Raw genomic sequence first — 22841 nt, forward strand, 5'->3', positions numbered from 1 at the left:
GCCAGCTGACGAGGCCGGCCCCTCGGGGTTCTTCGACAAACACACCGGGAGTCACCCGTAACTTGGCTTCCTGAACGGACGTCTTACGCCCGTCAGGCCGGTTCGGTCTCTCCTCGAAGCTAAGGAAACTCCATGAAAAAATCCCTGATTTCGCTTGCCCTGGCCGGCACGGTGGCCGCGACGGCCTTCACCGCCATGAACGCCTCGGCCGAGTCCGCCCTGGACACGCAGGACCAGAAGGTCAGCTACGGCATGGGGCTGGTGCTGGGCGAGCGCATGAAGCACGACCTGCCGGATCTGCAGATGGATCAATTCCTGGAGGGGATCAAGGACGGTCACGAAGGCGGTGACGCAGCCCGGATGAGCCGCGATGAAATCCAGGCGGCGCTGCAGGAATACCAGAAGAAGATGCAGCAGCAACAGATGGCCAAGGTTCAGGAAATGGCCAAGAAAAACAAGGCCGAGGGCGAGGCGTTCCTGGAGAAGAACGGCAAGCGTGACGAGGTGACCACCACCGATTCCGGCCTGCAGTACGAAGTGCTTGAGGAAGGCGACGGCCCGAAACCCAAGGCGTCCGACACCGTGAAGGTCCACTACACCGGCGAGCTGATCAACGGCGACGTGTTCGACAGCTCACGGGAGCGCGGCAAGCCGGTCACGTTCCAGCTGAACCAGGTGATTCCGGGCTGGACCGAAGGCCTGCAGCTGATGGAAGAAGGCGGCCACTACAAGTTCTACATTCCGTCTGACCTGGCCTACGGCCCGGGCGGCAACCGCTCCATCGGTCCCAACGAGACCCTGATCTTCGATGTGGAACTGCTGAAGGTGAACCCGAAGGACGGTGAAGACGGCGAATAATCCGTCTGCCTGAAACGCAAAGAGCCGGCTTAAAGCCGGCTCTTTTGCTTTAGGGCCCGAAACAAAAAGGGCGCCCCTAAAGGTGTCATGTCACGCTGAGGAAGGCGAAATCATCTTGTCGGCGTGGACGTTGTGCAGATGCTCGATCAGGAAATCCTCCAGCTCGAAGCGGGTTTCCAGCTGCTCGCCCAGATGGGACAGAGGCTCCATCAGCGCCTCCAGTTCCTCCGCAGTCATGGCGTCGCCGCTCAGGCGATCGTTAAAGGACAGCGCCACCTCAGTGATCTCTTCCAGCTTGGGATAGACCTTGGCCACCAACTCCATGCCGCCGTCGTCGAATTCCTTGGCTTCCTGAATCAGCTGTTCGTACACCTCGAAATGACCGGCCGACACGTAGTCCACCAGCACATCACAAAGCGCCACAAAGCGTGCCCGTACGGCCCCGGTATCCGAAAATTCAGTGGTTCCGCTCACGTCGCAGAACTTGACGATCAGATCCTGTCGTTCGCGCAGCCAGCGATCAATCAAATCGCTGACACCACCCCATCGCTCCCTGGCACTCTGAACGTTCTCCAGCATGGACTCCCCCTGGTTCTGTTCCGTCAAGGCCGACTCGCTTAAGGTCCGGCCAGCCTCCGTTATCGTTATGCTAAGGACGTTACCCTAACCCCAGCGAGCCGGGCAAGCGTTTCATTGAGTCGCTGCACGACATCGGCTCAGTAAGCGGCCGCCTTGGGGCGAAACGCGCCGAACAGGATAGCCAGACCCAGCAGGGCCAGCGCCACGAAGAAGATCGCCGTCCAGCCCGGGATACTCAGCCCCAGGAAGCGCCAGACCACTTCGGCGCAGTCGCCGGTACCGCGCATGGCGATACTCAGGACCTCACGCAGCGGCATGACCTCAAGCAGATAGTCTACAGATGGTCCGCAGGCCGGAACCTGCTCTTCGGGGAGACTTTGCAGCCAGAGCTGACGGGCCGCCAGCGCCGTGCCCAGGATGGAGAAAAACGCCAGCACCAGTCCATAGAGGCGCCCGCCCCAGCCCTTGGGACCATGCAAGGCCGCCAACAGCGCTACCGCGCCAACGGCCATCAGTGCCATACGCTGCAGCCAGCAGAGCGGACAGGGCTCAAGCAGCATGACGTATTCCATGTAGAACGCGGTGGCGAGCAAGGCAGCGCACACCAGGAAAATCAGAAGAAAAACGAGACGTCGACCGGGCATGGCGTCCTCTTCACGGGCTGGGTTGGGGCGCACCCGGCTGGGCTGATCTCCATCGGCCTGCTATTCTGGGCGCACACGATTTGGGGTGTCACGGTAACGGAACCGGTTCATCGACCGGCATTTTCTGCCGGGGTTCCCGACCGTCAGATGCGATACAACAGGATTACAAGGAGAACTGCAAGCCCATGACATTCCGTCGCCTCGTTTTCGCCATTGGCCTCGCCCTGATGTGCCTCGCCAGCGTTTCCGTCCAGGCAGCCGATGAGGAGGCACCCGACGAGGCTACGACGGAAGAGCAGGCCGCTCCGGCGCCGTCGATCTATGTGGCCATGGATCCGCCGTTCATTACCAATGTTGGGCAATCCACCGGCCGGCTCAGCTATGTGAAGGCCGAGGTCACGCTTCGTGTGGCGTCGAAAGAAGCGGAAACGGCGGTCAAGGACCACGAACCGCGGCTACGCCACGAGATGGTCATGCTGCTGGCTCAGGAAAAACTGGAAGAACTGTCGAAGCCGGAAGGTCAGGAGGCCCTGCGACAGAAGGCGCTGGAGGTGTTCAACAAGGTTCTGGAAGAGGAACAGACCGGCGCCGAGATCATGGATGTGCTGTTCACATCCTTTGTGGTGCAGCGCTAGCGCTTGCGATTTAACCCGACTGGAACGGCGCCCCGGCGGTCAGGCGATCCGGTCGCTGGCACCGGGTTGCTCTTGCTGGAGGGCGTCGTTGCCGTCCTCCCAACCAGCCTCCCAGGCCGCAATCACCACTTCGCCCCGATAGGGACAGCGCTCACGGGGCATGCCCATCACCGAAGCCATATAGCCCTGGCGATACGCCTTGTTGAGCGATTCCACATCCCAGCCAAGCTTGATGTCCCTGGCCATGACAGCCCTCCCCTGCGCCTGTTCGCAACCTGTAACAAAAATTAACAGGCGCTTGAGCGTGAAACAAGCGCCTGTTCAGGTTTTGTGCGGCAGGTCCGCCGGGGCGACGCCGAGTGTGATCAATCCTTCAGATAGGCGTTGAGGTATTCCTCAAATGTCACCCGGTCGCTGGCTTCCAGCTCCTTCTGCGCGGCGATGGAATCGGTGGCCATTTTCTCGTAGGCGGACCGGGTTGCGTCATCCAGCCCTTCTTCACGCAGCTGCGCCTGATGGGCGCGGGACTGATCCAGCATCCAGGCCAGATGCCCCTGGCTGTGGCTTTCCATCGCCGCCAGAACCCGGTCGGATCGGGTCTTGCCCGGCTCGGTCAACACTGCCCGCTGGGCAGCCAGCGCGTTCTGATAGGTCTTTTCGCCGCCGTTGAAGGTGTCCAGACGTTCCGCCAGGCCCTGCAGACGATCCAGCAGGGTCAGCGCAGCGTCGCGAACCGGTGTCAGGCTGCCCTCGAAACAGATCTGCAGATCGGCCTGGCGCCCCTTGCCCACGACATCCTTGTAGCTGCCATCGAGGCGGGCGCATTCATCGTCACCGATCACCTCGCTGTCGCTGAGCAGGCAGTCCAGCAGGAACAGGTCGAGAAAATCGATCTGAGTCGCGCCGATGCCCAGCGGCTCGAACGGGTCCAGATCGAGGCAGCGCACTTCGACGTATTCCACCCCGCGGCTACGCAGCGCCTGGATCGGCTTTTCGCCGCGCTGGGTGGTGCGTTTGGGCCGCACAGCGCTGTAGTACTCGTTCTCGATCTGCAGCACGTTGGTGTTGATCTGGATGAACTCGCCGTCGGCGTTGCGCATCCCGATCTTCTCGTAGGGCGGCCAGGGCGTGTGGATCGCCCGGTACAGTGTGTCCGTATAGGTGCGCAGTTCGTTGAAACAGATGTCCAGCGAGGCCTGGGCGTTGTTGTGGTAGCCCAGGTCGCCCATGCGAAGGGAGGTCGCACTCTCGCCCACCCAGGTGTCGTCGCTGAAACGCTTGAGATGGTGGGACACACCGTCCACGAAGCTGGCATCCAGCGCCGGTGACGCCCCGAACAGCAGCATCAGCAACCAGCTGCGCCGGCGGAAATTGCGGATCAGCCAGAAGTACTGGTCCGATTTGAAATCCTGCAGGCTACGCTCGTCGCCCAGCAGCGACTGCCAGCGGGGCCAGAAACTCTCCGGCAGGGAGAAGTTGTAATGGACGCCGGCGATGCTCTGCATCATCCGGCCGTAGCGCACATCCAGCCCGCGGCGATAGACGTGTCGCAACTGACCGCTGTTGGAGGAGCCGTACACCGCGATGGGGATGCTGGCGTCGCCGTCCAGCCGACAGGGCATGCTGCCGGACCAGAGCACCTCATCGCCCAGGTTGGCCTGCACGAAACGGTGGGTTTCGGACAGCGAGGCCAGCAGGGACTCGGTACTGTCACACACCGGCGTGATCAGCTCCAGCAGGGATTCAGAGTAGTCCGTGGTGATCCGGTCATGGGTAAGCGTGGAGCCCAACGCTTCCGGATGCGGTGTCTGGGCGATAAACCCGTTCTGGTCTACCCGCAGCCCTTCTTTCTCCAGGCCTTTGCGGAAGCCGTGCCAGTCCTGCGCCGAGAACTGCTGGAATAGCCCCTTGCGGGATTCGCCCATGGTCTGACTCCTTGGGTCCGCGGGGCCCGCGCCGGCGAACCCCGTATATAAGTTTAGCGGCCTTTCTTGCCGGCCGAGGCGAACGCCTGAGCCAACGCTCCAGCCATGGCGCCCTGAGGCGCCTTGCCGCTGTCTTTCTGACCGCGATTGCGGGACGGGGCCCGGTCGCTTTGACCGCCGCCTTTACGCCCGCCGCGTGACGCATTGTTCTCACCCGGTTGGTCATCCATACGCATGGACAGGCCAATCCGCTTACGAGGCACGTCCACTTCCATGACCTTGACCTTGACGATATCGCCGGCTTTCACCACCTCACGCGGGTCCTTGACGAACTGGTGAGACAGGGCCGAGATGTGCACCAGGCCATCCTGGTGGACGCCGATATCGACGAAGGCGCCGAAGTTGGTCACGTTGGTGACACTGCCTTCCAGCACCATGCCGGGTTCGAGATCCTTCAGGGTTTCCACCCCTTCCTCAAAACTGGCAAACCGGAATTCAGGTCTGGGGTCGCGTCCCGGTTTTTCAAGTTCGGCGATGATGTCCTGGATCGTGGGCAGACCGAATTTGTCGTTCACATAGCGTTTGGGATCGACGCTGCGCAGAAAGTGGCTGTCGCCGATAATCTGGTCAACGGACTTGCCGCTGTCCTTGGCGATCGCCTCCACCACGCCATAGGCTTCCGGATGCACGGAGGAGCGATCCAGCGGGTTGTCGCCACCGGCGATCTTGAGGAAGCCGGCCGCCTGCTCGTAGGTTTTCGCGCCCAGGCGGGACACGTCCAGCAGCTGCTTGCGGTTGCGGAACACCCCGTTCTGGTTGCGGAAATCGATGATGTTCTGGGCGGTGATCTGGTTCAGACCGGCGACCCGGGCCAGCAACGGTACCGACGCGGTATTCAGGTCGACACCCACGCCGTTTACACAGTCTTCCACCACGGCGTCCAGGCTGCGCGCCAGCTGCACCTGGGACACGTCGTGCTGGTACTGCCCCACACCGATGGACTTGGGCTCGATCTTGACCAGCTCCGCCAGCGGATCCTGCAGACGACGGGCGATGGATACGGCACCCCGGATGGTGACGTCCAGATCCGGCAGTTCGCGGGCGGCAAATTCAGACGCGGAGTAAATGGACGCGCCGGACTCGTTGACCACGATGCGCGCCAGGTTGAGATCCGGATAGCGCTTGATCAGCTCGGCGGCCAGCTTCTCGGTCTCCCGGGAGGCGGTGCCGTTACCGATCGCGATCAGCTCGATCTTGTGCTCGCGACACCAATTGGCCAGCTGTTCGATGGACTGGTCCCATTTGTTCTGTGGCGCGTGGGGGAAGATGGCGCCATAGCCGGACACCTGACCGGTACCGTCGATGATGGCGACTTTCACACCGGTCCGCAGGCCGGGGTCGAGGCCCAGAGTCGGGCGCGGGCCCGCCGGGGCCAGCAGCAGGAGATCCTTCAGGTTGGCCGCGAAGACCTGGATGGCCTCGGCTTCGGCGGCTTCGCGCACCTGCGCCACCAGCTCGGTTTCCAGGTGGGTGGACAGCTTGACCCGCCAGGTCCAGCGCACCACTTCCGCCAGCCAGCGGTCAGCGGCGCGGCCCTGGTCGCGGATTTTCCAGTGCCCGGCAATTTTCTGTTCGCAGGGCGACACGCGGCTGCGATCGTCCTCGTCGTCACCCACCACGATGCTGTAATTGAGGATACCTTCGTTGCGACCGCGCAGGATCGCCAGCGCCCGATGGGACGGCACCTTCTTCAGCGGCTCACTGTGCTCGAAATAGTCACGGAACTTGGCGCCCTCGTTTTCCTTGCCGGGCACCACGGTGACCTTGAGCGTGCCGTCCTGCCACAGGAAATCACGCAGGTGACCGAGCAGTTCCGCATCCTCGGCGAAGCGCTCCATCAGGATGTACTTGGCACCGTCCAGTGCGGCCTTGGCATCCTCGACGCCCGCTTCGGCGTTGAGATACTCGGCGGCCAGCGTGTCCGGATCCTGGGTCGGATCCTCATAGAGCGCATCCGCCAGCGGCTCCAGCCCCGCCTCCTTGGCGATCTGGGCCTTGGTGCGGCGCTTGGGTTTATAAGGCAGATAGAGGTCTTCGAGGCGGTTCTTGGTGTCCGCCGTCTCGATCGCTTCACGCAGTTCGTCGGTCAGTTTGCCCTGCTCTTCGATACTGGCCAGGATGGTACCGCGACGGTCTTCCAGTTCACGCAGGTAACGCAGGCGCTCCTCGAGCGTGCGCAGCTGGGTGTCATCCAGCGAGCCGGTCACCTCTTTCCGGTAACGGGCAATAAACGGCACCGTGGCGCCTTCGTCGAGCAGGCCAACCGTGGCGCTGACCTGTTGTTGCCGGACACCCAGTTCGTCGGCGATCCGCTGGAAAATACTGTTCATGCCACCTCACTTGCATTGCACATAGACGGATGTGGGTCGAAAGACCTCCGGAGGAAAGGCGCGCATTATAGCGCCATGGCGGGGTCTTCGGCGATCCCCGGCGAACCCGGGGCCATTTGGGCAAGCGGGCGCGTCGGTATCAACAATCCACAGGATGATGCAGTGAAAGGTACAGAGGCCTACTGGCCCAGACAAGCGAGGCTGTTACGCTCTTCGAGGAAGACCAGCAGGTCGGCCCAGGGCATGGGGCGGGCATAATAGTAGCCCTGCACTTCGTCGCAGTGCTGCTGGCGCAGGAAGTCCAGCTGGCCTTCGGTCTCGACGCCTTCAGCCACCACACTCATCTGCAGACTGTGGGCCAGACTGATGATGGCGCGGATGATGTGCTCGGCGTCGCCGCTCTGCCCCAGGCGCTGGACAAACGACTTGTCGATCTTGACCAGGGAAATGGGCAAGTGCTGGAGGTTGGACAGCGATGAGAACCCGGTGCCGAAATCGTCCAGCGCGAAGCTGATGCCCAACTGATTCAGTTCGCGCAGGCAGCGCTGGGCGTAGTCCGGATCGTGCATCATCGCACTTTCCGTCAGCTCCAGTTCCAGCAGGCTGGTATCGATACTGGCGTTGTAGATGATGCGGAAGATGGTTTCGGTCATCTTGCGGTCGTGGAACTGACGGAACGACAGGTTCACGGCAAACACCAGGCCCGGGTAACCCAGACCGTTGGCTTCCCGCAGTCGTTCGCAGGCCTGTTCCAGCACCCAGTAGCCGATGGGCACGATCAATCCGCTGCGTTCTGCGGCGGGAATGAATTCGTCCGGTCCGACCAACCCCCGATCGGGGTGATTCCATCGCAGCAGGCATTCCACGCCCCGCACTTCCTCCGTGACGAGATCGATGCGCGGCTGGTAATACAATTCCAGCTGCTTGCCCCGCAGCGCGTTGCGCAGGTCGGCCTCCAGGGTCAGTTGACGCCCGACCGTCAGGTGCAGCTGCTGGTTGTAGAAGCGGTAACTGGTGCCGGCGTCGCGCTTGGCCTCAAACATCGCACGGTTGGCCTGGCGCAAGAGCATTTCCGGCGTATTGCCGGCTTCCGGGTAGGTGGCAATACCGACGCTCGCGGTCAGCACCACACTCTTACCCTCCACCACCACCGGCTCATTCAGGGAAGCCACGAGCTTGCGGATCACCTGGGTGACGTCGAGGGAGTTTTCGACCCGTTCAATAATGATCGCGAATTCATCGCCGCCAATCCGCATCAGCGAATCCACCCGGCGCAGTTTCTGGCGCAGACGCTCCGCCAGCTTGAGGATCAACTGATCCCCGGCCTGGTAACCGAGGCTGTCGTTGACGGAACGGAATTCGTCCAGGTTGATGTGCAGCAGCGCCAGCCGCTGGTTATGCCGCTCGGCCCGCAGGATAGCCTGCTGCAGCCGGTCGAAGAACAGGTCCCGGTTGATAAAGCCGCTGGCGACTTCCCGGCCCAACTCGGTGCGGGTACTGGCGGTGGCGCGGTGGCGGAACAGCGCGCACAGCAGGGCGCGGCCCAGGTTCCAGCAGTCGAGATGGCCCTTGCACAGGTAGTCGATCGCGCCATTGACCCGGGCCGGAGGCAGGCCGATGGCCTCGGGTTCGGCGCCGAGGGCAATCACGGGTTTTTCATCGCCGGCGACGGCGAGGTACTGAAGGAACGCGGTCTGGGAGGTGACGAACATGATGCTGTCCCACAGCACCACGTCGAACTGGGTGTGACTGATCAGGTCTTCACAATCGGCCAGATCGGGACACCAGGTCAGTTCGACCTTCAGCTCCGGATTCTGTTTCAACAGATGGACGTACCACAGGTAGTCCTGCAGCTCCGGCGTCAAAATCAGTAATCGGACAGCCGTGGCATTCCACGCATCATCCACATCATTCATTGGTGGCGGCCAACTCCCTTTTATCCGGTGCCATGCAATCGATTGGCAGGTACGGCATCCTACCGGCATCACACCTCAGATGCCGGTATACGTTCCGCGCACCAGGTCCGACAATCCAGCATCTCATTGACTAAGCCCTTTCCATAGGGGGCATGGGAAAGCATAGACGAACCGCCCGCTGACTGCAGCGTCATTTTCGTTCTATGCCAACACCCGTTGGTGACGGCCCTGCGCGCCGGTATGCGTTTCGTTACCGAATGGAGTAAACCCCGGCCGCCACCTGATGTAGAATAACCCGCTCGATCCGGCCATTCGGCCCGGCTTTCAAAGCGCCTTGCCCTGATCGCACTGACAAGTGCCCAAGGGTAAACGATTTTTTCAGGCAGGACACCCGTGTCGCAGCTCAATCCCCGTCAACGAGAAGCGGTTCGCTATGTCGATGGCCCCATGCTGGTCCTGGCCGGGGCCGGCAGCGGCAAGACCAGCGTGATCACCCGCAAGATGGCCTACCTGATCGAACAGGTGGGCATTCCGGGCCGTCATATCGCCGCCCTCACCTTTACCAACAAGGCCGCGCGGGAGATGAAAGAGCGGGTCACCCGCCTGGTGGATCGCAAGCTGACCCGGGGCCTGACCGTGTCCACCTTCCACAACCTCGGCCTGAATATGATCAAGGAGGAGCACGCCCACCTGGGCTATCACCCGGGCTTCTCCATTTTTGACGCCGAGGATGCCAAGGCCCTGTTGCAGGACCTGATGCTGCGCGAAGCCAGCGCCGACGCCGGCGATGAGCTCAACGACATCCAGATGACCATCTCCAACTGGAAGAACGCCATGTGGGCGCCGGGCCACGCCCTGAGCCGCGCGGCGGACGAACGGGAACAGCGCATCGCCCTGATCTACCAGCGCTACCAGGAGTACCTGAAAGCCTACAACGCGGTGGACTTCGACGACCTGATCCTGCTGCCGGTGCAGCTGTTCAAGACCAACCCGGAGGTGCTGGACAAGTGGCGGCGCAAGATCCGCTACATGCTGGTGGACGAGTACCAGGACACCAACCTGTGTCAGTACGAACTGGTCAAGCTGCTGGTGGCCGAACGGGCCGCCTTCACCGTGGTTGGCGACGACGACCAGTCCATCTACGCCTGGCGCGGCGCCCGGCCGGAGAACCTCGCCACCCTGAAGGACGATTTCCCGAGCCTCAAGATCGTCAAACTGGAGCAGAACTACCGCTCCACGTCGCGCATCCTGCGCTGCGCCAACACGGTCATTGCCAACAACCCGCACGTGTTCGAGAAGGCCCTGTGGAGTGACCATGCCATCGGCGACGAAATCCGCATCATCCGCTGCCGCAGCGAGGATGCCGAGGCCGAGCGGATCGCCACCGAGATCCTCGACCAGAAGCTGAAGAAAGGCATCGAATTCCGGGATTTCGCCGTGCTGTATCGGGGCAACCACCAATCGCGGCTGCTGGAGATGAAGCTGCAGGCCTACCAGATTCCCTACCGGATCTCCGGCGGCCAGTCGTTCTTCTCCCGCAACGAGATCAAGGACGCCATGGCGTACCTGCGGCTGATGATCAACCCGGACGACGACGCGGCGTTCCTGCGGGTGGTAAACGTGCCCCGACGCGAGATCGGCCCCACCACGCTGGAGCAACTGGGCAACTATTCCCGGGGGCGCCAGATCAGCATGTTCAAGGCCCTGCACAATCTGGGGGCCGAAGAGCATGTGTCCGAGCGGGGCCTGGACAAGTTGCGCCGCTTCGCCCACTGGACCGATCGCACCAGCCAGCGCCTGTTCCAGGAGGAGCCGATCCCGGTCATCAAGCAGCTGTTCACGGATATCGAGTACGAAGAGTGGCTGCACCAGCACGCCGGCACGCCCAAGCAGGCCGAGCGGCGCATGGAGAACATCTGGTACCTGGTGGATTCCATCCAGCGCATGCTGGACAACGACAAGGGGACGGCGGACGAAATTGGCATCGAAGACGCCATCAGTCGCCTGATCCTGCGGGACATGATGGAGCAGCGCGAGGAAGAGGACGACAGCGACAAGGTCCAGTTGCTGACGCTGCACGCGTCCAAGGGTCTGGAATTCCCCCACGTCTTCATCATGGGCCTGGAGGAGGAAATCCTGCCCCACCGCTCCAGCATCGAGGAAGACAACATCGAGGAGGAGCGCCGGCTGATGTACGTGGGCATCACCCGCGCCCGGCAAACCTTGGCACTGACCTACGCGGCCCAGCGCAAGCAGTACGGCGAGAAGATCGAGACCATTCCCAGCCGCTTCCTGGATGAATTACCGGAAGACGACGTGCTCTGGGAAGGTCTGGGGGATACCGACGCCGCGGCCAACCAGCGTAAGGGGAAGGCCACCCTCAGCGCCTTGCTCGGCGACCTGGGCGCCTGAAGTCGGCGTGCAATACGCCGGGCGAATACCCGGCGCCCCGGGGAGACTCAGGCCATTGAAGCCTACTTGGCCGCCTCGACCATGTGCTCGACCGCTGCCTTGATTTCCTCGTCGGGGCAATTGGCACAGCCCCCTTTTGGCGGCATGGCATTGAAGCCGTTGATGGCGTGATTCACCAGGGTATCGAGCCCTTTGTCGATGCGCGGCGACCAGGCACCGGCGTCCCCGAACTTGGGCGCGCCCATCACCCCGGCACCGTGGCAGGCGGCACACACGTTGGTGTAGACCTCCTCGCCCGAACGCGGGCCCGACGAAGCGGAGGCCGGCGCAGCGGACGTCACCACATCGCCACAGTCCTGACCATCCACGCAGACCTCACCAATCGGCTGGATACGTGCCTTGATCTCGTCTTCCACGGCCGCATTCGCCGGACCGCCGCCGAGGCCCATCACCAGCAGGATCGCCGCCAGCACTCTCATCCTTTTCACAGTGAGTCCCCCACCTGATTCTTATTTATCGTATGGTTCCGGATTATAGCTGCCGGGTCCGACCAAACAAGCCAACCACTCCCTGCAAGCGTAGCCGCTTCCCGCAAATCCTTAAAATTCAGTTAATCACCTGACCTGACGCGGGCGTAATGGGTATCATGTGCAGCAACTGTACAGGAGTTCTCCATGCCCAAGCATTACCCCAAGGCGCATCCGTGGCGCCGCCCGCTGATCGCCATCGAATTTTCGGCACTGGCTGTCCTGCTGGGATCCATGCTCCTGATGGGCCGCCTGGCCGGTCCCGATGGCCAGGTGGATCCGCTCTGGCTGCTGGTCCCGGCGCTGTCGAGCCTGGCGGTCTTCCTCAGCTTTATCGGACTGATGTACCTGCGCTGGGTCGCCAACGTCGAAGAAACCGCCGCCGTTAAACACAAGATCGTTTTCGGCTTACTGACCGTAACGCTGTTGGGCGTGTGGGCGTATGCCATCGCGCGCACCTGGCTCAGCCTCTGATCTCTCACAGGACAACGGACAAGGACGGAACCCGCTATGCGACGACTTCCAGCGCTTTGCCTGGCCCTGACCGCCCCTCTGGCGGCCGCCCAGGATGCTGTACCCGATTACACCGGGTTTGCCTCGGACGATTGCGCCCTGATCGAAAACGGCGTGCAGCGGCTGGCGTGCTACGACGCCATCACGGACCCGGAAAAGGCGCGGGAACGGGCCAGCGAAGAGCGTATCGACCGGGCCAACGAGGTGACGGAGAATCTCCAGTTCGACACCGGCAGCGAGACTGCGTCCGATGAAAAAGGCGTCGATGCCCAAAAAGGCGACACGGCGGATTCGCTGGTCGATCGCTACTTCGCCACTGAACAGGCGCTGTTCTCGTTCTCGGGCAGTTTTGTGACCCACCGGCCAACGTACATCCTGCCGTACACCTACATGCACCATCCCAACCAGCACCCGCACAGCCCGACCTACGGCACGACCGACTACGACAAGCCGCTGAACTACGACGAAGCCAAGTACCAGATCAGCTTCAAGGTGCCGCTGCTGACAGGGATGTTCGATAAACGCCTGACCCTGTGGTTTGGCTACACCCAGCTGTCGTTCTGGCAGGTCTATAACAACGACGCCTCCAAGCCCTTCCGCGAGACCAACTACGAGCCGGAAATCTTCGCCCGTTACGCCACCCAGTGGGACGTCGGCCCCGGCCGACTGGAAGCCGTCACGCTGGGCCTAAACCACCAGTCCAACGGCCAGTCCGAACCCCAGTCCCGCAGCTGGAACCGGGTCATGGGCAGCGTGGCCTACACCTGGGACCGCTGGCTGTTCTTCGTACAGCCGTGGTACCGGATTCCCGAGAAAACCTCGGAAGACGACAACCCGGACATCGACAAGTACCTGGGCTACGGCGATTACTGGGCGGTTTACAAGATCGACAACGACCGCACCCTGTCGCTCAAGCTGCGCAACAATTTCCGCACCAGCGACAACAAGACGTCCATCCAGCTGGGCTACAGCTTCCCCGTGGGCGAAACCATCAAGGGCTTCATCCAGTACTACAACGGCTATGGTGAGAGCTTGATCGACTACAACGAGCGCATCCAGCGGATCGGTGTCGGCATCATGCTGAACGACTGGCTGTGACGCGCGGCGCACACCCTCACCACAAAAAAAGCCCCGCGGTTGCGGGGCTTTGTCATATCAGGTTCCGGTAGAGATCAGGCCACGTTCGCAGCGTTGAGCTCTTCCATTTCCTTGAGCAGCTGCTCGGTCCTGGCTTCCATCAGCGCCTTGTCGCCGCGGGATTCCACGTTCAGACGCACGACGGGCTCGGTGTTGGACATGCGCAGGTTGAAGCGCCAGTCCTTGAACGCCACGCTCAGACCGTCCACATGACTCACCGACTCCGCATCGGCGCTGTACTTCTCTTCGATGGCCTTGATCACCGCCGCCGGGTTATCGATGGTGCGGTTGATCTCACCGCTGGCCGGATAGGCGTCGATTCGCTCATCGATCAGTGACGACAGCGTCTGCCCGGATTGGCTGATGCGCTCGGCCAGCAGCAGCCAGGGGATCATGCCGCTGTCGCAGTAGGCAAAGTCACGGAAATAGTGGTGCGCACTCATCTCGCCGCCATAGATGGCGTCCTCGGCGCGCATGCGTTCCTTGATGAAGGCGTGACCGGTCTTGCTCTCGACCGCCCGGCCGCCGGCCTTTTCCACCAGATCCTGGGTGTTCCATACCAGGCGCGGATCGTGGATCACGGCACCCCCGCCCTGCTTGTGCAGGAATTGGTCCGCCAGCAGGCCAACGATGTAATAGCCCTCGATAAAGCGGCCGTTCTCATCCCAGAAGAAACAGCGGTCGTAGTCACCGTCCCACGCAATGCCCATATCCGCCTGGTTGGCCTTGACCGCCTGCTCGGTCACCGCGCGATTCTCGGTCAGGATCGGGTTGGGCACGCCGTTGGGGAAGCTTCCGTCCGGTTCGTTCTGCAGCTTGATGAAGCTGAACGGCAGACGCTTCTCGAGCTTGTCGATCACTCGGCCGGCACCACCGTTACCAGCGTTGACGGTAATCGCCAGGGGCTTGAGGCTGGCCCCATCAACGTAGCCCAGCAGGTGCTCGATGTAATCGTCTTCCGCGGCCAGCTTGTGGTAAGTACCGCGCTGACCGGCGTCCTCGAACGGTTCGTCCAGGCGGTCGTGAATGTCACGCAGGCCGGTGTCGTTGCTGATCGGTTTGGAGTCTTCCCGTACCAGCTTCATCCCGTTGTAGTCCTTCGGGTTGTGGCTGGCGGTGACCATGATGCCGCCGTCCATCTTGTAATGGCTGGTGGCGAAGTAAACCTGCTCGGTCCCGCACAGGCCGATGTCGTAGACGTCTGCCCCGGCGGCCATCAGGCCTTTGCTGAGCGCCTCGGCCATTTCCGGGCTGGACAGGCGGATGTCGTAGCCGACGATCACTTTCTTCGCGCCGGTCACGGCCACGTAGGCGCGTCCAATGCGCTCGGCCAGTTCCGGATTGAGTTGGTCGGGAATACGGCCCCGGATGTCATAGGCCTTGAAGCATGAATAAGCCATCAATATCTCCTTTGACTGGCATCGTTAAATCGCTGTGACGGCGCCCTTCAGATCGACTCTGAGGACGCCGGAGTGGCCGTCTCGTCACCCGCTGCTGCGGTGCGGCCGTAGTTGTCCTGCAGGCGCTCGATATCGTCCTCACCGAGATAGGCGCCGGATTGTACCTCAATCAGTTCGAGCGGTATCTTGCCCGGGTTCGCGAGCCGGTGAACGGCCCCGATCGGGATATAGGTGGACTCGTTTTCGGTCATCAGGAAGGTGTCGTCGTCCCGGGTCACCTCCGCCGTACCGCTCACCACGATCCAGTGCTCGGCCCGATGATGGTGCTTCTGCAGCGACAGCTGCTCACCCGGTTTCACCGAGATCCGTTTCACCTGGAACCGGTGACCACCATCGACGCTGTCGTAGCTGCCCCAGGGCCGGTAGACCTCACGATGGGCATCCACTTCGGGGCGCTTTTCCGCCCGCAGCTTTTCCACCATCGCCTTCACTTCCTGCACCCGGTGGCGCCGGGCGACCAGTAATGCGTCCCGGGTATCGATCACCACCAGATCGTTCACGCCCAGCATGGCCACCAGGCGATCCTTCGAATGCACCAGACAGCCCTGCGACTGCTCCAGGCAGGCCTCGCCGACCACCACATTCTGCTGGTCGTCCTGGACCTGAGACTCCCAGTAAGCCGCCCAGGAACCCAGATCGCGCCAGCCGGCGTCCATCGGAACCACCACGGCGCTGTCCGTCTTTTCCAGGACCGCCCGATCCACCGAGTCATCCGGGCAGTGCTCGAAGATCTCGGACGGGATCCGGGAAAACTCCAGGTCCTGCCAGACGTGACGAAACGCCAGCTGACAGGTGTCGTAGATGTCGGGACTGTGCTTTTTCAGCTCATCGAGATAGCGGTCGGCGCGGAACATCACCATACCGCTGTTCCAGAAATGGCCGCCGTTGGCCAGCAGGCTCTCGGCGGTAGCGTGATCCGGCTTCTCGGTGAAATGGCTGACGCGAAAAACGCCCTCGCCCACCGCCTTGTCCGGCTCGGCACCGATGTAGCCGTAGTCGGTCTCCGGCCCCGTCGGTAGCACGCCGAACAGCACCAGCGAGCCGGCCTGCGCCGCCGTTTCGCCGCGCGCCAGGGCGGCCCGGAAGGCCTGCTCATCGCTCACGTGGTGATCCGCCGGCAGCACCAGCATGATCGCCTCCGGATCCGAAGCCGCCACCTGCAACGCCGCCATGGCGATCGCCGGCGCGGTATTGCGGCCAAACGGCTCCAGCAGGATGGCCGACGGCTCGCAGCCAATGGCGGAAAGCTGCTCACTGAGGATGAAACGATGCTGGTTACCCGCCACGATCAGCGGCGCCGAAACGCCATCCGAGGGCAGGCGGGACAACGTTTTCTGCAACAGGCTCTGCTCACCCGCCAACTGCAGAAACTGCTTGGGGTATGCTTCACGGGACAGCGGCCACAGGCGTGAACCGGTGCCACCGGATAGAATCACAGGAATCATGTGGGTAGCCCTCCCTGAACGACCTCGCCTCCTGACTGCCGCGAGGATGGTCATACTGCCAATGGCATGTGACAGCCCGATGCCATCAGTGCGACATGGGTTTGGCGGGCGACGCGTATTCGGCGCCCCACCAGCCCCTCATCACGAAACGATTCAATATCCGTGCCTCCAGCCCGCCCAAACGGCCTGCTGGCGACAACGCCCATCGATAATACATAGGAATTCAACGGTCTGACCGAACATTAAAAAGAGATAAAGACCGGGCAATGCCGGCACGGCGGCTTTTGGGGAAAGCGGGGAGAGCACAAAGGCTGGGCAGTGGCCCTAAAAGTGGCCGGGAATCAGGGGATCGTTCGGGGAATCGAAACAGCGGGGAAAGCACAAGGTGACCGCCAAGGGGGCGGCACCTTGTAATCAACCGGACGGCTGATCAGCCATCGGCGTGGGCACTTTGCAGCTGGATGTAGTTCTGCACACCCATCTTGTCGATCATGTCCAGCTGGGTTTCCAGCCAGTCGATGTGCTCTTCTTCACTGTCCAGGATCGACCGGAACAGCGCACGGCTGGTGTAATCCTTGATGTCCTCACAGTAGCCGATGGCTTCCTTGAGGTCCTTGTGGGCGATCTGCTCAAGCTTCAGGTCGCACTCGATCATTTCCTTGACGTCTTCGCCGATCAGCAGCTTGTTGAGATCCTGCAGATTGGGCAGTCCCTCGAGGAACAGGATGCGCTCGATCAGTTGATCGGCGTGCTTCATCTCGTCGATGGATTCCTCGTACTCCTTCGCCGCCAGGTGGGTGATCCCCCAATCCTTGTACATCCGCGAATGGAGAAAGTACTGGTTGATCGCCGTCAGCTCATTGGCGAGAACCTTGTTGAGGTACTGGATGACCTTCTTATCACCCTTCATGACTGCGAACTCCTTTCCTGATGCGTGGAATCAACAGGATAGACGGAAACGGCGCAATAAAAAATCGCAGCGGATAATGATTCGCAGTGTTAGCGGAGAGTCAGACGCAGACAGCGCCCTTCAATGGCGAGAAACGCGGAGAACTGCCTGAGAAAGCATCCTCAGGCAGGTTGGGCCAGCATTGCGGCCAGATTCATATAATCTTCGGACTGACACTCACGCAGAATTTCACGAGCCGTTGCCGCACAGCGCCCACATTGACGCCCGACACCCATTTCCTTGCCCAACTGCCGCATGGAACGACATCCATCCTCGGCCGCCTTGCGAATCTGACGGTCGGTCACCCCATGACAAAGACATACGTACATATAGGCGATACTCATAGGCACTGTTAATGTTGTTGATAATTATTGTTATTAGCGAATGAAAATTCAACCCCTTTGCCTGATTTTTGTGTAACGGATAACCAGTAGGGTGTTTCCGGTGCATTCCGCCTCACGGGGCTGGACAGACTGGCGACTCACACGTAAGATTGCGCACTCGAAATCGGCGCCTCGCGCTGTTTTTCATTCCGCCCGTAGCTTTTATGCTGGGAGCGAAGCGAGCAGTGCAGCTGGGTCGTGCGCAGTACGACCAGTCAATGCGTTTCTCGAGTTCAAAAAGTTTACCGCCCATAGCTCAGCTGGGCGGAAGCGGATAACGTGGAAGCGAAGCTTTCGCCCGCTGGAGCGGCCGCCGCGATGCAACGCGGCGGACTGGACCCGAAAGGGGAGCGTGACACGCTCTATCCAGTACACCGCAAACTGAGCCGGACTCTTCATCTTTCGGAGTCTGAACAAGTTGATAACCGCCCGTAGCTCAGCTGGATAGAGCGTTGCCCTCCGGAGGCAAAGGTCATAGGTTCGAATCCTATCGGGCGGGCCATATTCCACAAAAAAGCCCGCCTAGCGCGGGCTTTTTTGTGGAACGGTGGTTTGCGGGATGGCCGATGAAGAACCTACGGTTCGACAAACGGCGCCAGCCGTTTGGGCGTCGGAGCCCTGCGACGACGGGGCGAAGCCCCGAGCAACGCGCCTGACGCGTTGCGAGTCCATCCTATCCCCTCAGGCACATCCTCGTTACGCTCTGTCTGCTCATCGACCTGCAGCCAATGATTCACTTCCTGCCCCAACCCGCCAATAATACATCCCCGACATCTTCCCAATAATCCGCGCCGACATATGCGCATCACTCGCCTTACCGGCCAGTCCATAGCACACATGTAACGGCAACAGATGCTCTTCCCGGGGATGACAGAACCGGGCATACGGCGCCTGATCCCAGTGCACCAGCCGTTCCGTGCGCTGCGACTCCGACATGGAAGGATCACCGCAGGTCTCTTCCAGCCACGCTTCAAATGCCCGGTTGCGGGCGCCGTCCTCGGAAGACACCGTGGAATAGAAGGCCCGCATGTTGTGGAACGAGAACCCCGAGCCGATCACCAGCAGATTGTCATAGTCCAGAGCCTGCAGGGCACGACCGATCGCCAGATGGGTTTCCGGGTCCAGGGTGTTCACCAGGGACAACTGCACGCAGGGAATGTCGGCCTCCGGATACATCAGCTTGAGCGGCACGAACAGGCCATGATCAAAGCCCCGCTCGTGGTCCAGCCGGGCCGGCAGTCCTGCCGCGTCCAGCGCCGCGCCAACCTGTTGGGCCAGAGCCGGCTCCCCCGGACACGGGTACTGAATCTCATAGGACTCCGGCGGGAAACCATAGTAGTCGTAGATGAGCTTTGGAGAGGCGCCCGCCGTAATGGTCGGCACGGCCGCCTCCCAGTGCGCACTGATCACCAGAATGGCCGACGGCTTCTTCAGCTTGCCGGCGATATCCGTCAGCGTGTCCACCATCTCACGGTGGCCGGGATCCCCAAGCAACGGCATCGGGCCGCCGCCATGGGAAATAAACAGCACATCGGTATCGGTACTCATCGTTGTCTCCCTCCACGCCCATTTTAGATACGTCATCAGAGCCGGCACAGGACTCTGCGCCAGCTCTCAATCCAGCCCGAATCCCCGAAGGCCTCAGGCTGCCTTGTGGATCAGGTTATCCAGCGCCAGTCGGCCACCGCCCTGAATGGTCAGCGCCACAGTGACAGCGAACAGGGCCAGGGCGTATTCGTAGCCGTTGTTCGACATGAACAGGCCGTTGCCAATGTGGACGGAGAAGATCGCCACCAGCATAGTGAACGCCGTCACGAATGCCGCAGGACGCGTCAGCAGGCCCAGGAACAGGGCCAGACCGCCGAAGAATTCAGCACTGCCGGACATCAGAGCCATCAAGTAACCCGGCTCCAGGCCGATGCTCGCCATCCACTGACCAGTGCCTTCCAGGCCATAGCCACCAAACCAGCCGAACAGTTTCTGGGCGCCGTGCGCTGCCAGGGTCAGGCCAACCGGCACCCGCAGAATCAGAGCGGCAAAACCGGCGTTGGAGCGAAACAGAGCGTTTGAGATTGCGTTGTTCATGATAGACACCTCGAATGATTCTTTGATCGATGAATCCCGAGGCCCTCGCCCCAGGTGATGAACGCACTTTACTATCACCAAAAAGCGAAACTAAGATGGCATTCATTGCTTTATTATCAATGAAGCATTGATTATCAACACAGCACACATGGGAGCCCGACCATGGATCGCATCGAAGCCATGCGCGCGTTTGTACATGTCGTTCAGGAAGGGTCCTTCACCCGCGCGGCGGAACGGTTGGATACGTCGCCGCAGCTGGTCAGCAAGTACGTCTCCCAGCTCGAGCAGCACCTGGGCCTGCGCCTGCTCAACCGAACCACCCGGCGGATCCACCTGACCGAAGCAGGCACTCGCTATTACCAGGGCGCCCAACAGGTCCTCACCGACATCGACGACATGGAGAGCCAGCTTGGGGAACTACACACCGAGGCACAGGGCATCTTGCGCATCAGCGCGCCGGTGTCGTTCGCCATGCACCACCTCCCGCCCCTGCTGAACGCCTTCCAGAAGGCGCATCCGGCGGTCAAGATCGACCTCCAGCTGAATGACCGGAAGGTGGACATCGTCGAGGAAGGATTCGACGTCGCCCTGCGGATCGGCCACCTGAAAAGCTCATCGCTGATCGCCAAACGCATCGCGCCGGTCCGGCTGGTGCTGTGCGCCTCACCGGACTACCTCGAACAACACGGCCACCCGGAGCGTCCGGAAGACCTCATCCATCACCAGTACCTGCACTACAGCTACATGGATATGGAATCGATCCAGCCCATACAGAAATCCCTGTTGAGCATCAGCGGCGACAACCGGGGGATCGTGAGCAACAACGGTGACGTACTGACCGCCACCGCGATCGAGGGTGCGGGCATTGTCCTGCAGCCGACGTTCATAGCCGGTGCCGCTATCAAGGAGGGCAAGCTAAGGGTGATCCTGCCGGAATACGAACCAGAGCCGTTGGGACTTTACGCGGTCTATGCGCACCGGCAGCTACTGGCCAGCAAGGTGCGCAGCTTTATCGACTTTATTGATGGGTTCTTTGGGGAGCCGCCTTATTGGGATCGGTTTGAGTGAGCCGTTTGTGCGGGTAACTGTACGATGAAGGCATCCCGGCCAGCCGGTGCCATCAGCCGGCATATTTTGGGGGGAGGACCGCCAAAGTGTTGCCTTCGATGCTCGGAATCAGCGATTGCAATTTTTGCAACAACTGCAATGTTTGCTCGCCAGCGCAATGATATCCACAAAAGATACGGTGAGAGAACACTGGCTTGCCAGGCTCACCTGATCCAGTTTGAGCCCGGCCACCTCCACCACGCAAACCTGCCCTGCTTTTTGATAGACCACCAATAACCGTCTTTCACGCCATCATTTCATTTGAGGCACAAATAGTTCTGAAACACTTTTCGGAATATCCGTAGATTTGGCCACCAATTGGGTTTACTAGACAAGACTATTGTCCGACCGCGTTCTGCGAAAACGCCCCGGACCGAACCACCCACGTCATGTACAACACCAACAACACCCCACCCATCACCGCAAACGCCACGGTAAAATTGGTCAGGTCCGCCAGAAAGCCGATCAGCATCGGCCCCAGCACCTGGGCGCCACGATTGCCCATCAGGCGGGTGGCCATGGACGAGGAACGCTGTTCGGGCAGGACGCTCTCGGACAGGATGACCATGGACAGCGGCTGGGAGATGCCGCCGGCGATGCCGATGACGACGGCCAGGACGACCAGCAGTGCGTAGTGGTCGCCCACCAGGCCGGTCACGGTGAGGGAGCCGGTAATCAGGACGATGGCGATCAGGATGGCCCGGTTGCGGCCGCCGCACAGGTCAATGATACGGGACATCACCACCCGCACCGCCATGGAGGAAATGGCGCGAATGCTCAGCAACAGGCCGATGGAACTGGCCGCCAGCGAGAGGGATTCCAGGTACACCGGCATGAACGTCGAGTGGATGCTGAGCACGAACAGCGCGGTGACGGTAAGCATGATCGACGTCTGCATGCCGGTATTGCGGCGCAGCAACTGCCACTGTTCGCGATAACTGCCGTTGGCGCGCTTCGATCGCCCCCCTTTCCGGATATCCCGGGAAAAAAACAGCGCACCGATGGCGGACAGCAGCGGGATCAGCCCAATGGCCGCCAGGGAGACATTCACGGAGAAGTGGTCGATCAGGAACCCGGAGGTGATCGGCCCGAGCAGCTGCCCGCCCGACAGGCAGGTGGTGTACCAGCCAAAGTACTGTTCCAGTCGTTTGCCACTGGCAAGGCCGGACACGACGGTCTGGGCCGAGATGATCAGCACCATGTTGGCCAGCCCGACGATCACCTGGGTGACAAACAGGCTCGCCACCGACGGCAGCAACAGCGTCACCCAGGGCCCGACAGCCATACCCAGCGCGCCGGCGATGATCATTTTCTGGCAGCCGATTCGGGCCACCAGACCGCCCATGGGAATCGCCAGCAGCATGGGCAGCACATAGGGTGCCGAGATGATGACACCCACCAGCGACGGCCCCACGCCCAGCTCGATCGCCTTGAACGGCACCGCCAGCAGCAACATGGTGTTGGCGAGGATGGCCGCCGTCAGGCAAAGGCTCACCACCACCAGGTTTCTCAGGGCGTCCTTTTCTTCAGGCGTTTCAGAAGTTTGGGCGTCTTCCGTCGTCATTGATCGCGGGATCCTTGAACCGGGTGCTGACACGCCAAGGTCGGTAGAACACTACCGGTTAGCGCGTTAACTTGCAGCCCCCATTCTAAGGATCAGACCCTTTGCTGTATCTACGTATTTAGGCGAACACTACCCAAACAAACGTTGTCATAGCCTCCATTTATTTACGCCGCACGACGGCCACCGCCATTCAGCACCAGATAACACCCATACCCGATCACCACCCCCCAGAGCATCGACGATAGACGACACGGACAAGTCATTCAGCCGCTTGGGCATACACGGTTATCCGTTTTCGGAATGGGAAAAAGG

20 protein-coding genes and 1 tRNA gene are annotated in these 22841 nt (G+C 61.1%); 7 read left to right on the plus strand and 14 right to left on the minus strand.

Going from position 1 to position 22841, the window contains the following annotated elements; genetic code table 11:
• Positions 1–132 precede the first annotated feature (132 nt).
• Positions 133–858, plus strand: a complete 726-nt coding sequence (locus JL474_RS20060) for an FKBP-type peptidyl-prolyl cis-trans isomerase (RefSeq protein ID WP_203143655.1) — start codon at positions 133–135, stop codon at positions 856–858.
• Positions 859–948: 90 nt separating this feature from the next.
• Here the strand turns inward: JL474_RS20060 and rsd are convergent, their stop codons facing one another.
• Entirely contained in the window at positions 949–1437 is a 489-nt protein-coding gene (rsd, locus tag JL474_RS20065; RefSeq protein ID WP_203143771.1) for a sigma D regulator, read from the minus strand.
• A gap of 137 nt (positions 1438–1574) precedes the next feature.
• Positions 1575–2081: a disulfide bond formation protein B gene (locus JL474_RS20070; RefSeq protein WP_203143657.1), complete on the minus strand. Its 507-nt coding sequence runs from the start codon at positions 2079–2081 to the stop codon at positions 1575–1577.
• Positions 2082–2266: 185 nt separating this feature from the next.
• Here JL474_RS20070 and JL474_RS20075 point away from each other — a divergent pair, with 185 nt between their 5' ends.
• The gene (locus tag JL474_RS20075; RefSeq protein WP_203143659.1) at positions 2267–2716 is read left to right on the plus strand and encodes a flagellar basal body-associated FliL family protein; all 450 of its coding nucleotides are present in this window, start codon (positions 2267–2269) and stop codon (positions 2714–2716) included.
• Positions 2717–2755: 39 nt separating this feature from the next.
• On the opposite strand, the gene rmf is transcribed toward JL474_RS20075, so the two are convergent.
• The 4 genes from rmf to JL474_RS20095 form a co-directional block, all read right to left on the minus strand.
• Positions 2756–2962 carry a ribosome modulation factor gene (gene rmf / locus JL474_RS20080; protein WP_123636625.1) on the minus strand — a complete coding sequence of 69 codons (207 nt, stop codon included), beginning with the start codon at positions 2960–2962 and terminating at the stop codon, positions 2756–2758.
• Positions 2963–3081: 119 nt separating this feature from the next.
• Positions 3082–4641, minus strand: a complete 1560-nt coding sequence (gene gshA, locus JL474_RS20085; RefSeq protein WP_203143661.1) for a glutamate--cysteine ligase — start codon at positions 4639–4641, stop codon at positions 3082–3084.
• Positions 4642–4694: 53 nt separating this feature from the next.
• Positions 4695–7031, minus strand: coding sequence for a Tex family protein (locus JL474_RS20090; RefSeq protein WP_203143663.1), 2337 nt, complete (start codon positions 7029–7031; stop codon positions 4695–4697).
• A gap of 179 nt (positions 7032–7210) precedes the next feature.
• Positions 7211–8947 carry a putative bifunctional diguanylate cyclase/phosphodiesterase gene (locus JL474_RS20095; RefSeq protein ID WP_123636622.1) on the minus strand — a complete coding sequence of 579 codons (1737 nt, stop codon included), beginning with the start codon at positions 8945–8947 and terminating at the stop codon, positions 7211–7213.
• A gap of 393 nt (positions 8948–9340) precedes the next feature.
• Between JL474_RS20095 and rep the strand changes: the two genes are divergently transcribed.
• A complete protein-coding gene (gene rep, locus JL474_RS20100; protein WP_123636621.1) occupies positions 9341–11359 on the plus strand; it encodes a DNA helicase Rep in 2019 nt (672 codons plus the stop codon).
• Between the two features lie 62 nt (positions 11360–11421).
• Here rep and JL474_RS20105 read toward each other — a convergent pair whose 3' ends face one another.
• Positions 11422–11838, minus strand: a complete 417-nt coding sequence (locus JL474_RS20105; RefSeq protein ID WP_203143773.1) for a c-type cytochrome — start codon at positions 11836–11838, stop codon at positions 11422–11424.
• A gap of 195 nt (positions 11839–12033) precedes the next feature.
• Here JL474_RS20105 and JL474_RS20110 point away from each other — a divergent pair, with 195 nt between their 5' ends.
• Both JL474_RS20110 and JL474_RS20115 read left to right on the plus strand, forming a co-directional pair.
• On the plus strand, positions 12034–12360 hold the full coding sequence (locus JL474_RS20110) for a hypothetical protein (protein ID WP_203143665.1): 327 nt from the start codon (positions 12034–12036) through the stop codon (positions 12358–12360).
• Between the two features lie 36 nt (positions 12361–12396).
• Positions 12397–13497, plus strand: a complete 1101-nt coding sequence (locus tag JL474_RS20115) for a phospholipase A (RefSeq protein ID WP_203143667.1) — start codon at positions 12397–12399, stop codon at positions 13495–13497.
• Positions 13498–13571: 74 nt separating this feature from the next.
• Here JL474_RS20115 and JL474_RS20120 read toward each other — a convergent pair whose 3' ends face one another.
• From JL474_RS20120 to JL474_RS20135, 4 genes are all read right to left on the minus strand, one after another.
• Positions 13572–14936 (minus strand): phosphohexomutase domain-containing protein, encoded by a 1365-nt coding sequence (locus JL474_RS20120; RefSeq protein WP_328797851.1) that lies wholly within the window; start codon positions 14934–14936, stop codon positions 13572–13574.
• Positions 14937–14983: 47 nt separating this feature from the next.
• Positions 14984–16441, minus strand: coding sequence for a mannose-1-phosphate guanylyltransferase/mannose-6-phosphate isomerase (locus JL474_RS20125; protein WP_203143671.1), 1458 nt, complete (start codon positions 16439–16441; stop codon positions 14984–14986).
• A gap of 430 nt (positions 16442–16871) precedes the next feature.
• Positions 16872–17351, minus strand: coding sequence for a bacterioferritin (gene bfr / locus JL474_RS20130; protein WP_123636752.1), 480 nt, complete (start codon positions 17349–17351; stop codon positions 16872–16874).
• 161 nt (positions 17352–17512) lie between these two features.
• Complete coding sequence (locus JL474_RS20135) at positions 17513–17719, minus strand: bacterioferritin-associated ferredoxin (RefSeq protein ID WP_123636754.1); 207 nt, start codon at positions 17717–17719, stop codon at positions 17513–17515.
• Positions 17720–18198: 479 nt separating this feature from the next.
• On the opposite strand from JL474_RS20135, the gene JL474_RS20140 reads away from it, so the two are divergent.
• Positions 18199–18275, plus strand: a tRNA-Arg gene (locus JL474_RS20140).
• A 209-nt stretch (positions 18276–18484) separates the two neighbouring features.
• Here the strand turns inward: JL474_RS20140 and JL474_RS20145 are convergent.
• Both JL474_RS20145 and JL474_RS20150 read right to left on the minus strand, forming a co-directional pair.
• Entirely contained in the window at positions 18485–19321 is an 837-nt protein-coding gene (locus JL474_RS20145) for a DODA-type extradiol aromatic ring-opening family dioxygenase (RefSeq protein ID WP_203143674.1), read from the minus strand.
• 93 nt (positions 19322–19414) lie between these two features.
• Positions 19415–19858, minus strand: coding sequence for a DoxX family protein (locus JL474_RS20150; RefSeq protein WP_203143676.1), 444 nt, complete (start codon positions 19856–19858; stop codon positions 19415–19417).
• Between the two features lie 162 nt (positions 19859–20020).
• Between JL474_RS20150 and JL474_RS20155 the strand changes: the two genes are divergently transcribed.
• Positions 20021–20926, plus strand: coding sequence for a LysR family transcriptional regulator (locus JL474_RS20155; protein ID WP_203143678.1), 906 nt, complete (start codon positions 20021–20023; stop codon positions 20924–20926).
• Between the two features lie 376 nt (positions 20927–21302).
• On the opposite strand, the gene JL474_RS20160 is transcribed toward JL474_RS20155, so the two are convergent.
• Complete coding sequence (locus JL474_RS20160) at positions 21303–22529, minus strand: MFS transporter (protein ID WP_203143680.1); 1227 nt, start codon at positions 22527–22529, stop codon at positions 21303–21305.
• Between the last annotated feature and the right edge of the window lie 312 nt (positions 22530–22841).

Origin of the sequence: Marinobacter mangrovi (genome assembly GCF_016798325.1) — a bacterium.
GTDB lineage: Bacteria > Pseudomonadota > Gammaproteobacteria > Pseudomonadales > Oleiphilaceae > Marinobacter_A > Marinobacter_A mangrovi.

Excerpts from the sequence above, each read along its gene's own strand:
- JL474_RS20060 (WP_203143655.1), top strand. The coding sequence starts at position 133 with ATGAAAAAATCCCTGATTTCGCTTGCCCTGGCCGGCACGGTGGCCGCG.
- rsd (WP_203143771.1), bottom strand. The coding sequence starts at position 1,437 with ATGCTGGAGAACGTTCAGAGTGCCAGGGAGCGATGGGGTGGTGTCAGC.
- JL474_RS20070 (WP_203143657.1), bottom strand. The coding sequence starts at position 2,081 with ATGCCCGGTCGACGTCTCGTTTTTCTTCTGATTTTCCTGGTGTGCGCT.
- JL474_RS20075 (WP_203143659.1), top strand. The coding sequence starts at position 2,267 with ATGACATTCCGTCGCCTCGTTTTCGCCATTGGCCTCGCCCTGATGTGC.
- rmf (WP_123636625.1), bottom strand. The coding sequence starts at position 2,962 with ATGGCCAGGGACATCAAGCTTGGCTGGGATGTGGAATCGCTCAACAAG.
- gshA (WP_203143661.1), bottom strand. The coding sequence starts at position 4,641 with ATGGGCGAATCCCGCAAGGGGCTATTCCAGCAGTTCTCGGCGCAGGAC.
- JL474_RS20090 (WP_203143663.1), bottom strand. The coding sequence starts at position 7,031 with ATGAACAGTATTTTCCAGCGGATCGCCGACGAACTGGGTGTCCGGCAA.
- JL474_RS20095 (WP_123636622.1), bottom strand. The coding sequence starts at position 8,947 with ATGAATGATGTGGATGATGCGTGGAATGCCACGGCTGTCCGATTACTG.
- JL474_RS20105 (WP_203143773.1), bottom strand. The coding sequence starts at position 11,838 with ATGAGAGTGCTGGCGGCGATCCTGCTGGTGATGGGCCTCGGCGGCGGT.
- JL474_RS20110 (WP_203143665.1), top strand. The coding sequence starts at position 12,034 with ATGCCCAAGCATTACCCCAAGGCGCATCCGTGGCGCCGCCCGCTGATC.
- JL474_RS20115 (WP_203143667.1), top strand. The coding sequence starts at position 12,397 with ATGCGACGACTTCCAGCGCTTTGCCTGGCCCTGACCGCCCCTCTGGCG.
- JL474_RS20120 (WP_328797851.1), bottom strand. The coding sequence starts at position 14,936 with ATGGCTTATTCATGCTTCAAGGCCTATGACATCCGGGGCCGTATTCCC.
- JL474_RS20125 (WP_203143671.1), bottom strand. The coding sequence starts at position 16,441 with ATGATTCCTGTGATTCTATCCGGTGGCACCGGTTCACGCCTGTGGCCG.
- bfr (WP_123636752.1), bottom strand. The coding sequence starts at position 17,351 with ATGAAGGGTGATAAGAAGGTCATCCAGTACCTCAACAAGGTTCTCGCC.
- JL474_RS20135 (WP_123636754.1), bottom strand. The coding sequence starts at position 17,719 with ATGTACGTATGTCTTTGTCATGGGGTGACCGACCGTCAGATTCGCAAG.
- JL474_RS20145 (WP_203143674.1), bottom strand. The coding sequence starts at position 19,321 with ATGAGTACCGATACCGATGTGCTGTTTATTTCCCATGGCGGCGGCCCG.
- JL474_RS20150 (WP_203143676.1), bottom strand. The coding sequence starts at position 19,858 with ATGAACAACGCAATCTCAAACGCTCTGTTTCGCTCCAACGCCGGTTTT.
- JL474_RS20155 (WP_203143678.1), top strand. The coding sequence starts at position 20,021 with ATGGATCGCATCGAAGCCATGCGCGCGTTTGTACATGTCGTTCAGGAA.
- JL474_RS20160 (WP_203143680.1), bottom strand. The coding sequence starts at position 22,529 with ATGACGACGGAAGACGCCCAAACTTCTGAAACGCCTGAAGAAAAGGAC.